The sequence below is a fragment of the Noviherbaspirillum pedocola genome (assembly GCF_016632335.1).
In the GTDB taxonomy this organism is placed as follows: domain Bacteria; phylum Pseudomonadota; class Gammaproteobacteria; order Burkholderiales; family Burkholderiaceae_D; genus Noviherbaspirillum_A; species Noviherbaspirillum_A pedocola.
This window is the reverse complement of the sequence record NZ_JAEPBG010000019.1, coordinates 1-12,630: the sequence shown is the minus strand read 5'-3', so window position 1 is coordinate 12,630 and position 12,630 is coordinate 1. Positions and strand designations below refer to the sequence as shown.

Genomic DNA, 12,630 nt, shown 5'->3' with positions numbered 1-12,630 from the left:
GCTTCATCACTCCAGGAGGCTCGCTGGCGGATAAGCGCCGAGGAACGCGGGAATCGAAAAGCGCTCGGGTAGCCAGGGCCGGTGCGCCAGCCGCGTCGCATCCAGCCATACATAGGTCTGCGCCGTTGCGGCGCCCGATGCGGTCGACACCGGCACCGCAGCGCGCCGGTATTCCGCGCCTTCGAAGGCATCGAGCCGGGCGAGGTCGGCGGCATCCACGTCAAGGTAAAGCACGCCTTCGACCTCCGCGCCGGACTCGGCCACGATGGCCGGGTAGCTGACGTCGGTCAGCGCATGGCGCCGATAGCCTTCCAGCCGCGCCGGGCAGGACTGGTAGCGGCCGCGCACGACGCGGTTCCAGACTTCGGGGAACATCAGGGATCCATAGGTAAAAACATGTTGTGCAGGCATTGCTCGACTTTCTCTGATTAAAGGTGCCAGGCGGATGCGGGATGCGCATCTTTCCCGCCGCACTATTCATGTGCGATCCCCCGTTCGAAGCACGGAGTGTGCCGGATTTTCTCCGATTCCTTTGGTGGCTTTCGCAGGGGCGACGCCATTTTCTTAGGCGTGGCGCCTCTTCGCCCTGCCGCACAGTGATACCGCGTCGGCTCTTGTGATGTCGCCAAACCGGAATGTTCGGCAATCGTTACAATAATCGTCGCACTTTCCCCGACGGAGACACATGAATCCCAGCCAGAACGCGCCGCGACAGACGGCCGCCGGCGCCGCATCCATGGATGCGGCGCGCCTTCAACTTCTCAACCAGGTCATTCAATCCGATATCGACGCCGGCCGCATTCCCGGCGCGGTGATGCTGGTCGCCCGCCACGGCGAAGTCGTGCACGAGGCCGCGCTTGGCATGCAGGATGCCGCGGCCGGCAAGCCGATGGCGATGGATACCATCTTCCGCATCTATTCGATGACCAAGCCGATCGTGTCGGTCGGCGTGATGATGCTGGCCGAACAGGGTCGGCTGCTGATCAGCGAGCCGGTGTCGACCTATCTGCCGGAAATCGGCCGGCCGCAGGTCGGCGTCGAGATCCGCGACGCCAACGGCAAGCCGGCGCTGCAACTCGTCGATGCGCAGCGCGAAATGACGGTGCAGGACCTGCTGCGCCATACCTCGGGCCTGACCTACGGCGTGTTCGGCGAGTCGATGGTGAAAACCTGCTACCGCGATGCCGGCATCGAAAGCCGCAACATCACGAATGCCGAGCTGGTGAAAAAGCTGGCGACCGTGCCGCTGGCCTATCAGCCGGGCACGGTGTGGGAATACAGCCGCTCCACTGATGTACTGGGTGCGCTGATCGAGCGCGTCGGCGGCATGGCTCTGGATGAATGGCTGGACCGGCACATCCTGCAGCCGCTGGGCATGAAGGACAGCGGTTTCTGGGTGCCGCAGGAGCAGCAGCATCGCATCGCCGAAGCCTTTCCGGTTGACCCGGTGACCGGCGCCAAGGTGCGGCTGCTCGATGCGTGCAACAAACCGTCCTTCCTGTCCGGCGGCGGCGGCATGGTCTCGACCGTGCATGACTATCTGCGCTTCGCCCGGATGCTGGCCAATGGCGGCGAGCTCGACGGCGTGCGCCTCTTGTCGCGCAAGACGGTGCGCTACATGGCGAGCGACCATCTGAGCGATTTGCCGCAAGCGCGCTCCGGCACGGAATATCTGCCGGGACAGGGCTATGGCTTCGGCCTCGGCTTCGCGGTGCGCACTGCGCCGGGCGCGTCCATCGTGCCGGGCTCGGTTGGCGATTTCAACTGGAGCGGCCTGGCCGGCACCTATTTCTGGATCGATCCTGAAGAAGACCTGATCGCCATCTTCCTGATGCAGGCACCTGAACAGCGCTCGCATTACCGCCAGAAATTCCGCAACCTCGTCTACGCCGCGCTGTAAGGAGTACCGCATGAACCTCCAATCCCTCGATACGCTCCTCGAAGCGCCCTTCGGCACCATTGCCGACCTGATCCATTTCCATGCCGAAGCGCGCCCCTCGCACCCGGCGCTGGTGCAGGACGAGCGCGTCGTCAGCTATGCCGAACTCGATGCGCTGATGGACCGCGTGGCTGCCTCGCTGCAGCGCGATGGCGTGGCCGCGCGCGATGCCATCGCGATCTGCGCCGGCAGCTCGATCGAATACGCGGCGCTGTTTCTCGGCGCACTGCGCGCCGGCGTTGCCGTCGCGCCGCTTGCACCCTCGTCCACCGCGGCCAGCCTGGCTTTGATGATCGGTGACTGCGAAGCAAAGCTGCTGTTCCTGGACGCCGCGAGCGCCGAAACGCTGGCGCCGGCGATGAACGAGGTGCGCGCGACCATCGTTCGCCTGGACGGCAGCGCCAGCCCGGGCTGGAACGATTGGCTGGCCGCGCCCGGCGCCAGGCCGCAGGCAGTCGACATTCAACTGGACTGGATTTTCAACATCATCTATTCCTCGGGCACCACCGGCACGCCGAAGGGCATCACCCAGCCGCATTCGATGCGCTGGATGCATGTGCGGCGCGGCACGATGAATGGCTATGGCCCGGACGCGGTGACGGTGGTTTCCACCCCGCTCTATTCGAACACGACGCTGGTGAGCTTTTTCCCGACCGTGGCGCTGGGCGGCACCGCGGTGCTGATGGCGAAGTTCGATGCCGGCGCCTGGCTGGCGCTGGCCGAAAAGCACCGTGCTACACACGCGATGCTGGTGCCGGTGCAGTACCAGCGGCTGATGGCGTATCCGGACTTCGACCGCCACGACTTGTCGTCCTTCCGCATGAAGTTCTGCACCAGCGCGCCGTTTTCCGCCGTGTTGAAGGCGGACATCCTCAAGCGCTGGCCCGGCGGGCTGATCGAGTACTACGGCATGACCGAAGGCGGCGGCACCTGCATCCTGGAAGCGCACAATCATCCGGACAAGCTGCATACCGTCGGCAAGCCAGCGCCGGAACATGACATCCGCCTCATCGACGAGGCGGGCCGAGAAGCGGCGCCGGGCGAAATCGGCGAAGTGGTCGGCCATTCCGGCGCGATGATGAGCGGCTATTACCGCCAGCCGGAGAAAACCGCCGAAGCCGAATGGCATTCCCCCGAGGGCAAGCGCTTCATCCGCACCGGCGACATGGGCCGCTTCGATGCCGAGGGTTTCCTGACACTGCTGGACCGCAAGAAGGACATGATCATCTCCGGCGGCTTCAATATTTATCCGAGCGACCTGGAAGTGGTGCTGCGCCAGCATCCGGATGTGGCCGATGCCTCGGTGGTCGGCGTGCCGTCCGAAGCCTGGGGCGAAACGCCGGTGGCCTGGGTGGTCAAACGCGGCGGCTCGGGCCTGTCCGAAGCGGCGCTCCTGGACTGGTTCAATGCGCAGGTCGGCAAAACCCAGCGCTTGTCCGCGCTGCGCTTCATCGACAGTCTGCCGCGCAGCGCGATCGGCAAGGTGCTGAAACGGGAATTGCGCGACCGCTACGGGGATGAAGTCAGGCCGGCGAGGTAAGCGGCCTGGGTCGGGCGCGGCGATGCGCTCGCGCTGCCATGCAGGCGCGGCAGCGCCGCCAGCGCGGCATCGCGGTCGATTTGCACGATGGCGGCATCCGGGAAAGATGGCCGCATCGCCAAACCGGTGGGAAAGCGGAATTCATAGAAAGCGCGGCTGCCGGCCTCGGCAGCCACATCGATGGTAACCGGCTCGGCAATGCCGCCGGGCGCGACTTCGAGGCGATGCTGCCCCGGCGACATCGACAGCTGCAGATACGAAGCGTCGTGCAGCATGCCGACACGCTGACCATCGACGCGCACGGTGAAGGCATCGCCGATGGCAGCGAGTGCATGACCGCGATACAGATAGACGTCGGCGCGGTCGGCGGTGGTCGGCGCCAGGTCAACAAAGACCGATCCGGCCGGACGCTTGCTGCTGGCGGTGATGAGCACGATCGCCAGCAGGCATGCCAGGGTGAATTGGAGAAGTGGGGATTTCATGGTGGGAAAGAAAAGGGACTCCGAAAAAGGAGTCCCGTATGTGGCATTCCCCGCCTCGAGGTTGCCTGCCTGATCGAAGTGGCCGCTTATCCGGCGCGCTGGCGCGGCGCGGTCAGGCGCAGGCTGAGCAGTACCGAGACCAGCAGGATCGCGCCCACCACCGCCAGCGAGATGCCGACCGACAGATGCACCCAGTAGCCGGCAATCATTTTCGCGCCGATGAATACCAGCACCAGCGCCAACCCGTACTTCATGTAGTGAAAGCGGTCGGCCATGTCCGCCAGCAGGAAATACAGCGCGCGCAAGCCCATGATCGCGAACATGTTCGACGTGAACACGATGAACGGATCGCTGGTGATCGCAAAGATGACCGGAATGCTGTCCACCGCGAATACCAGGTCGGTGAATTCGATCAGCACCAATACCAGGAACAGCGGCGTGGCGAAGCGCAGCCCGTTCTTCAGGACAAAGAATCGCTCACCGTGATAACCATCCGCTATCCGGATATGACTGCGCATCCAGCGCAATAGCGGATTGGCATCGAGATCCGGTTTCTGGTTGGCGAACACCAGCATTTTCACGCCGGTTACGAGCAGGAAGGCGCCGAACAGATACAGGATCCAGCTGAACTGGCTGATCAGCCAGGCGCCGAGCAAGACCATGATTGCCCGCATCACGATCGCGCCGATCACGCCGTACAGCAGCACCCGGCGCTGGAATTCCGGCGGCACTGCGAAATAGCTGAACAGCATCAGGAACACGAAGATGTTGTCCACCGACAGCGATTTCTCGATCAGATAGCCGGAAAAGAATTCCAGCCCTATCCGGTTTGCCACCTCCCTCCCGGCGGTGCCATCGAGATGCCACCACAAGAGCAGGTTGAACAGCAGCGCCAGCGCGAACCAGGCGATCGACCAGCCCAGCGCTTCCCTGGTCGAGACGCGGTGCGCATGGCGTCCGCCGAGCACGGCCATGTCGATGACCAGCATGACAATGACGAAGAGAATGAAGCCGATCCACATCGGGATCGTGGCGATGGTTTCCAGGCCTGACATGGCATTCTCCGCTTCGCGCCAGGGCTTTAGAACCGCGGCGGCGCTGTGCGCTGCCGTTTCTGGCGGATGCGGCGCGTGACACCGCGGCCAAGGCGCTCGGCAGCCCGGGCGATTGCCGCGTACAGATCACGGTCCTTTTCCGCGACGACCACGTCGCCGACCCCGTCGATGGCGACATGAATGCCGCATTGCTTGTCGATACCGCCGCGCGGGCCGTTCAGATCGCGCAGCCGTACCGTGACTCGGCGTACGCGGTGCCGCGCGTGCGACAGCGCCAGGCGCAAACGCTCGAGGGTGTGCTCCTGCAGCGCGGCAGTGAGGTTGAAACTGGGGGAGTGGATGGCGATTCTCATATTTCCTCCTTGGTGGTTGGCAGCCTGCGTGGGCTGCGGAGTCACTATAGGAGTTTGGATTCGCCGTTAAAACGAGAGTTAGTTTGGCGTTAACTTCGTAAAAACAGAAGTATCAAGCACCGGAGCCCTCGCTTGCCGGGCGCGCGCCCTGTTGCGCCAGCTCACGCGCCCGGGCCATCTGTTCCGGGCTCATGCGCGACTCCGCTTCGCGTCTGGCACGCGCGGCCGTTTCGACGTCGCGGTGGGCGGCGCGGTCCAGCCAGACCCAGGCCTGCACCAGATCCATCTCGGCGCCTTCGCCCTGCGCATGCATCACGCCGGCATTGAACTGCGCGCGCGCATGGCCGCCCTCGGCCGCGCGCCGGTACCAGGACAGCGCCTGCGCCGCATCCCGGCGCACATCCTGGCCATTGTCATAGCGCAGTCCGAGCCGGAACTGCGCTTCCACATGGCCGCCTTCGGCAGCGCGGCAATACCAGGTGATCGCCTGCGCCGCATCGCGCGCCACGCCTTCGCCGCCGTCGTAGATCTGGGCCATGCGGAACTGGGCGCGCGTGGAACCGCCTTCGGCGGCGCGGCGATACCAGGCCAGCGCCTGGTCCATGTCGGCCGGCACGCCTTGGCCGTTCTCATACAGCGCGGCAAGATTGGTCTGCGCCAGCGCATAGCCGGCATCGGCAGCCTTGCGATACCACTGCGCGGCTTGCGCATGATCCTGCGTCGTGCCCTTGCCGGCGCCATGCATCATGCCGAGGTTGTTCTGCGCGGCGGCATCGTTCTGCGCCGCCGCCAGGCTGAACCAGTGCAACGCCGCGGCCGGGTCCGGCGCCACGCCCAGCCCGTTCACATAGATGAGACCGAGATTGTTCTGCGCACCGGCGTGACCGGCCTCGGCCGCGCTGGTGTACCAGGCGCGCGCCTGCGCATGATCCTGCGGCACGCCCTGGCCATTGCCGTACATCAGGCCGAGATTGAACTGCGCCTTCGGATGCCCCTGCGCCGCCGCCTTGCGATACCAGAGCAGCGCATGCGCATAGTCCTGCGTGCGCCTGCCGTTGCCGTAGATGACGCCGAGGTTGAACTGCGCGTTCGCATGGCCCTTTTCCGCGGCGCGGCGAAACCAGTACTTGGCCTGCGCCCAGTCCTGCGGCACGCCTTCGCCGCTGCTGTACATCATGCCGAGGCGGTTTTCCTCGTCGGCGTCGTAGCTGTCATGGTCGGGCGCGTTGCCGGCGTCTTGCGGGGGGATGGGCTGCATCTGGACTCTCTCTGCGCGCTTCCTGCGCTAGGCGCGTCGCGCGGCGCTCCGGTAAAGCAGCTGCAGGAATTGCGAGCCGGACAGCGGCTTGTGATAGAGGTAGCCCTGCATCAGCGTGCAGCCGGAATGTTCGAGATAAGCCGCCTGGGCTGGCGTCTCGACGCCTTCGGCCACCACGTTCAGGCCCAGGCCCTTGGCGATCGAGATGATCGCCAGCACCACCGGGTAATGCGCATCGGCCTGGTGGATCTCGCGGATGAAGGATTGATCGATCTTGATGGTGTTGACCGGGAAGCGATGCAGATACGACAGCGAGGAATAGCCGGTGCCGAAATCATCGATCGCCACCGATACGCCGATCTCGCCAAGCTTGTGCAACTGCTCGGCCGCATGCTGCGGATTACGGATGCAAATGTTCTCGGTGACCTCGATCTCGATCTGGCTCGGCGGGATGTCGTAATGCGCCAGCGCCGCCTGCAGCTTCGGCACGAAATTGCCCCGGTCGAGGTATTGCGGCGAGACGTTCAGGGACAGCCGCACCGGGTCGATATGAATGCGGTTCCATTGCGCGACATCGCGGCACAGCGCTTCGAGCATCCAGTCGCTGATCTGGATCATCAGGCCGTTTTCCTCGGCGAAGGGCAGGAACTCGCCGGCGGTCAGCAGGCCGCGCTCGGGATGGTGCCAGCGCATCAGCCCTTCGGCGCCGACGATGCGGCCGGTGCGCGCATCGATCTGCGGCTGGTAGAACATCTCGAGCTCGCCGCCGTCCAGCGCCTTGCGCAGGCTCTGCTCCAGCGTGATCTTCTGGTATGAAGCTTCCTGCATCGCCGGATCGTAGAAGCTGTAGCCGTTCTTGCCCTCAGCCTTGATCTGGTACATCGCCATGTCGGCATGGCACAGCAATTCATCGATGGTTTCGCCGTCGTGCGGATAGACGGCGATGCCGATGCTGGCCGAGATATGCACCTGCTGCCCGGCGAGCTCAAAGGGCGCGCGCAGGGTTTCGAGGAACTTGTCCGCAACCACGGTGGCGTCGTGCCGGTTCTGCAGCTCGGGCAGGAAGATGGTGAATTCGTCGCCGCCGAGGCGCGCCAGCGTATCGCCCTGGCGCATGCTGTTCTTCAGCCGCGATGCGACCTGCTGCAGCAATTCGTCACCGCGCAGATGGCCGAGGGTGTCGTTGACGAGCTTGAAGCGGTCCAGGTCGATGAACATTACCGCCAGCTCGTGCTCCTTGCGCTTGGCCTGCAGGATGGCCATCGACAGCCGGTCGCGGAACAGCGTGCGGTTCGGCAGATCGGTCAGCACATCGTGATACGCCTGATAGGAGATCATCTCCTCGGCGCGCTTGCGCTCGGTGACGTCGCGCGCCACGCCGTAGGTGCCGAAGAATCCGGGCTCGGGCGCGTCCTTGCCATTGACGTACATGCCCATCGAATTGAAGGACAGCGTGACCACAGAGTTCTCGAAGACCGCATTGGATTCGCGGCCATTGGCTGCCTTGAGCCGCAGCTCCACGTTGCGGGTGGCGCGTTCGCCGACGCGGCGTTCATTGAAGACGTAGTAGGCGCGATCCAGGTCTTCGTCATGGATCAGCACCGAATAGTGGTTGCCGATGAGCTGTTCGCGCTCCAGCCCCAGCACCTGCTGCGCCCGGTCGTTGACGAAGGAAAAGCGCCCTTCCTCGTTCAGGGTGTAGATGATGTCCGGAGAACTGTCGACGAGGTAGCGATACAGCTTTTCGGAACGATCGAGCTGACGCGCGATGCGACGGTTTTCCGCCTCCAGGCGGCGCTGGCGCAGCGCATTGGCGACGGTGTTGAGCAATTCCTCGCGGCTGTACGGCTTGCGCAGATAATCATAGGCGCCGCGCTTCAAGGCGCCGATCGCGCCTTCAATGCCAGTCTCGCCGGACAGGATGATGATGCTGGTATCCAGTCCCTTGCGGTTGATGACGTCCATGATCTGGTGGCCGCTGATGTCCGGCAGGCGCAGATCCAGAAGGGCCAAATCGAAATGGTGCGCATCCAGCAGCGCCACCGCATCGCGACCGCAGCTCGCGGTATGCAGCTCATGTCCTTCGTCTTCGAGGAGCGCATGCAGGCTCGCCAGCAGCCGCGGCTCATCGTCCACCAGCAGCAGGCGCGCTGGCTGGTCGGCCGCTACGCTGTCCGCGGACACGGCATCCAGGCCGGGCAGCGAAGGGAAATTGTCGGCGCTCACATTCTTGCTCACGTCACAGGGTATCGGGGGCGGCCGCTGCGGCGGATGGCGCATCGGTCCGGGTACGCAATGGCAGCAGTATTTCGAAAGTCGTTCCGCCGCCATTGCTGCGGCACAAAATCATGCCATTGAGCTTGGAGACGAGGCCGTGCACGATGGACAGGCCCAAGCCGCGGTTGGCGCCCGGCTTGGTGCTCTTCACCGGCGAGAACAGCCCAGCCAGCACATGCTGCGGCATGCCGGGGCCGTTGTCGCGCAGGCTCAGTTCCACATACAGCTTGCCGTCACGGTTGACGGTTCCATGGTCGGCAATTTCGATATCGCCGCCATGGGGCAGCGCCTCGACCGCGTTCTTGAGCAGATTCATCAGAATCTGCTTGATGGTGTCGGCGCTGGCTTCGACTTCGCTCGGCGCGCTCTGCAGCATCAGGTGAATGTTGACCTTGGGCGGCAGGAATTCGGTCTCCTGGAACAGCTTGACCACGTCCCGCACAACGCGCCCGATCTCCACGCCGGCATCGCTTGGCGCTGGCTGCAGATTCGCCAGTTCGCGCACGATCTGACCGACACGGTCGATCTCTTCATGCAGGATCGAGACTTCGTTGACGACCATGTCCTGGCGGCGCAGCTTGCCGTCGAGGATGCCGAGGTAATTCTTGATGATGGATAGCGGATTGTTCACTTCATGCGCCACCCGGCGCGTCGCCGCCTGGTATTCCTGCGCGACTTCCTTGACCCGGCTATCGAGCTCCGCGGCGATGTTCTGCATCTGCTGCAGCGCTTTCGCGCCTTGGGCGCCGAAGGTCAGCAACAGCCGTTCACGCGCCTGCAGCTCGGCGGCGCGCGCTTCGCCAGTGCTGCCGATCAGCATGCCGACGCATTCGCCATTCTCGATCAGCGGCAGGCAGACCAGGCATTCGGAGGACAGCATGCCCAGCAATTGTTCCTCGGCCAAATCCAGCAGGTTGCCGTTGCGGTGAATCACTGCGATGCGACGGTTCAAGGCCGCGTCGCCCAGGCGTCCGCCGGGCTGCAGCGATACCGAGAATTCCGCCAGACGGCGTGGCTGACCTTCGCCGGGTATGCCGCGCATGCGTCGCTCCTGGCGCTCGGTCAGCAGCACGACGGCCTGGTCGAAGCCGAACAGGATCGATGCGGAACGCACCAGGGTTTCCAGCAATCCGTTCTGATCGGTCTGGCGCCCGAGCGTACGACCGATGCTGGTTGCCAGCACCATGTTGCGCATCTCTTCGCCAAACTGATCCTGCATCACGTCCTGGCCAGCCGCCGACTGCGGCGGCACATAGGCGGCCTGCGCCGGGATATCGTCTGCGCCAGCAAGGTCGATGCCGAGCATGCTCGCGGCCTTTTCTACCTGCGATGCCGCCCTGTCGCGCAAGCCTGCAAGTTCTTCTACTGTCAATTCACACAGCCGGCCGGCATCGGCCAGCGCTTCTTCGTTGGCTTCGGGCGTGGAAAGCAGGTGGGCGAGCGTGACGATACGGATCAGCGGATGTGCATTCAGCAGGCGCTCGGTGGGCTCGTGATGATATTGAATACTGTCGGCAAGGAAGGAATCGAGCTTCCACCTGCCGACCAGCCAGGCGCCCGCCTCGGCATGGTTCATTTGCAAGGTGCGCTGCTCTACCCAGCACAGCTTGGCATCGTCATACGCATGAAAGTTCACGGCGTACTCCTGCGGCGCCGCGGCCAGCAATGCCAGACGGCCGACATCGTGCAACAGTCCGGCCAGGTAAGCTTCTTCCGCGTGCGGATGCTGGATACGTTGCGCAAGGGCGCGTGCGAGGCACGCGGCGCTCAGCGAGTGCTTCCAGAACCCACGCAGATCGATTGCACCCGGACGGGAAAACTCGTTGAACATCTGGAAGACCGATTCGCTGATCACCAGGGTCTTCACCATGTCGGTACCGAGTGTCATCAAAGCTTGTTCGATACTCGGTTTACGGCCGCCGTTGCGGTGATAGGCGGAGCTGTTCGCGGCAGTCAAAACCGTTCCCGCAAGGCCGGGATCCTGGCTGATCAGCAGCGCGAGTTCGCTCATGCCGGCATTTTCGTCCTGGCACTGCTGCATCAGCTTGAGCAAGACCTGCGGCATCGTCGGCAGACGTATCGCTTCCAGTCTTTTGCGGATGTCCAATTCTGATCGCTGCATTTTTTATTTGCTATTTTCGCCGCCACGCCAGACGTCGCTACCCGTTCTCGCGGCACTGAACCCGCAAAAGAAGGCCGGATATCGGCCATTTGGGGCGCCTCGTATTATTCCTTAACGCACGTCAACACCGTTATTTCTTGTAAATAATATCATCAATAACTTGCATCCAATCAACTAAGTGCTGCTAATCGTACACAGTTTCGAACTGTTTCATTACATAAACTTTTGTGACGAGGACTAAGGGCAGCCGGAATGGCACGAAGGCATGCTGAGTCAAGCAAACGGCATGGGCTGTGCGCGGCGGGCAGCCGGCCTGCTGATTACCGCTTTATCCTTGGGGACATTTCGCCTTCTGCACGACACTTCTGGTATGAAGGAGCGATTCGCGGAAGAGCAGATAGCCGGGGTTTGAGTGAAGAAGAAGTTGGCATGAAGGTTGCTGAAGTCTGCCGGAAGTACGGCATCAGCGGTGAAACGTACTACATATCGCGATGAGTCGAAGCGACCCAGCGATATGGAATTGACTGAGCGACTCACGGCGCTGGCAGGACAGAAGCGGCGTCATGGTTATCGGCGCCTGCATGGGATGCTGCACGGAGAAGGATGTGCATCACTCGCAAGTGCGCGTACCGGGTATATCGTGCAGCCGGATTGATAGTTCGTCGGCGAAAGCGTAACCGCATTGCCGACATTGTCCACTAGGACAAGGTAACCGCCCAGGCGCCAAATCAGAGTTGGTCGATGGAGTTTGTATCGGACGGCTGTGTCGATGGACGGCGGCTGTGGTACCTGAACATCGCGGATGACTTCACGAAGGAATGCCTGGCCATTGAAGTGGATACCTCACTGCCGGGGCGTCGCGTGGTCAGCGTGCTCGAACGGTTGGCGGAACGCCGGGGATTACCGCGCTCAATGCCGGTAGACAACGGACCGGAGTTCGCTGGCAAAGCATTCGACGAGTGGGCCTATCCTCAGCAACTGCTGATGCGCTTCATCGAGCCAGGCAAGCTTCAGCAGTATGCGTATATTGAAAGCATCATTGCCAAGTTCAGAGATGAATTTGCAGCAAGTTTTTCAACCGCAGACTCCATGGCCGTCTCGGACTAATTTGGATAGCAGGTCACCGCGGCGTAACAGTATCGCGCATAGCATTAACGGCCTTCACTAACCACATGAATCGGCTTTCTCTCCTGCGCCTCCCGTTCACCGCGTCTCTTTATGCGCACCTAACAAACGACGAATCGAGCGCGCAAAGGCAAACACCCCCGGTGGCGAGAGCCAGCGGGGGTGTTGCGGGATAACTGCCTGACGATGACCTACTTTCACACTGGTTGCAGCACTATCATCGGCGCAAAGTCGTTTCACGGTCCTGTTCGGGATGGGAAGGGGTGGTACCAACTTGCTATGGTCATCAGGCATGACTTGTCGGTGTCTTCGTTACGGAAGACACCCAATTCGGAAGAAGCAGTGATTTGTCTTGACGGTATTACTACATGGCGGGCGTGATTGCCGACTTGGCATTACGCGCTTTCTCGCTCCTGTAACCGCTCAGGGTTATAGGGACAAGCCGCACGGGCAATTAGTACTGGTTAGCTGCACGCATT

The 12,630-nt window shown here is 62.7% G+C and carries 9 protein-coding genes, 1 rRNA gene and 1 pseudogene; 3 read left to right on the top strand and 8 right to left on the bottom strand.

Going from position 1 to position 12,630, the window contains the following annotated elements:
* Window positions 1-6 precede the first annotated feature (6 nt).
* A complete protein-coding gene (locus JJB74_RS26935) occupies window positions 7-411 on the bottom strand; it encodes a gamma-glutamylcyclotransferase family protein (protein WP_200597341.1) in 405 nt (134 codons plus the stop codon).
* A gap of 274 nt (window positions 412-685) precedes the next feature.
* Between JJB74_RS26935 and JJB74_RS26930 the strand changes: the two genes are divergently transcribed.
* Entirely contained in the window at window positions 686-1,900 is a 1,215-nt protein-coding gene (locus tag JJB74_RS26930; protein WP_234484899.1) for a serine hydrolase domain-containing protein, read from the top strand.
* A gap of 10 nt (window positions 1,901-1,910) precedes the next feature.
* The gene (locus tag JJB74_RS26925; protein WP_200597339.1) at window positions 1,911-3,479 is read left to right on the top strand and encodes a class I adenylate-forming enzyme family protein; all 1,569 of its coding nucleotides are present in this window, start codon (window positions 1,911-1,913) and stop codon (window positions 3,477-3,479) included.
* Here JJB74_RS26925 and JJB74_RS26920 read toward each other — a convergent pair.
* The 6 genes from JJB74_RS26920 to JJB74_RS26895 form a co-directional block, all read right to left on the bottom strand.
* Window positions 3,449-3,961, bottom strand: coding sequence for a DUF2846 domain-containing protein (locus JJB74_RS26920; protein WP_200597337.1), 513 nt, complete (start codon window positions 3,959-3,961; stop codon window positions 3,449-3,451). The genes JJB74_RS26925 and JJB74_RS26920 overlap by 31 nt on opposite strands.
* Before the next feature lie 86 nt (window positions 3,962-4,047).
* Window positions 4,048-5,016 (bottom strand): TerC family protein, encoded by a 969-nt coding sequence (locus tag JJB74_RS26915; protein ID WP_325170183.1) that lies wholly within the window; start codon window positions 5,014-5,016, stop codon window positions 4,048-4,050.
* A 26-nt stretch (window positions 5,017-5,042) separates the two neighbouring features.
* Window positions 5,043-5,369 carry an HPF/RaiA family ribosome-associated protein gene (locus JJB74_RS26910; RefSeq protein ID WP_200597335.1) on the bottom strand — a complete coding sequence of 109 codons (327 nt, stop codon included), beginning with the start codon at window positions 5,367-5,369 and terminating at the stop codon, window positions 5,043-5,045.
* Window positions 5,370-5,481: 112 nt separating this feature from the next.
* Window positions 5,482-6,627, bottom strand: coding sequence for an SEL1-like repeat protein (locus JJB74_RS26905; RefSeq protein WP_200597333.1), 1,146 nt, complete (start codon window positions 6,625-6,627; stop codon window positions 5,482-5,484).
* A gap of 27 nt (window positions 6,628-6,654) precedes the next feature.
* Window positions 6,655-8,811, bottom strand: a complete 2,157-nt coding sequence (locus JJB74_RS26900; protein ID WP_325170184.1) for a putative bifunctional diguanylate cyclase/phosphodiesterase — start codon at window positions 8,809-8,811, stop codon at window positions 6,655-6,657.
* A gap of 55 nt (window positions 8,812-8,866) precedes the next feature.
* On the bottom strand, window positions 8,867-11,026 hold the full coding sequence (locus JJB74_RS26895) for an HDOD domain-containing protein (RefSeq protein ID WP_234484898.1): 2,160 nt from the start codon (window positions 11,024-11,026) through the stop codon (window positions 8,867-8,869).
* Between the two features lie 729 nt (window positions 11,027-11,755).
* On the opposite strand from JJB74_RS26895, the pseudogene JJB74_RS26890 reads away from it, so the two are divergent.
* Window positions 11,756-12,133, top strand: a pseudogene (locus tag JJB74_RS26890) (DDE-type integrase/transposase/recombinase); the annotation flags it as partial.
* A 196-nt stretch (window positions 12,134-12,329) separates the two neighbouring features.
* Here the strand turns inward: JJB74_RS26890 and rrf are convergent.
* Window positions 12,330-12,442, bottom strand: a 5S ribosomal RNA gene (gene rrf / locus JJB74_RS26885).
* Window positions 12,443-12,630 lie beyond the last annotated feature (188 nt).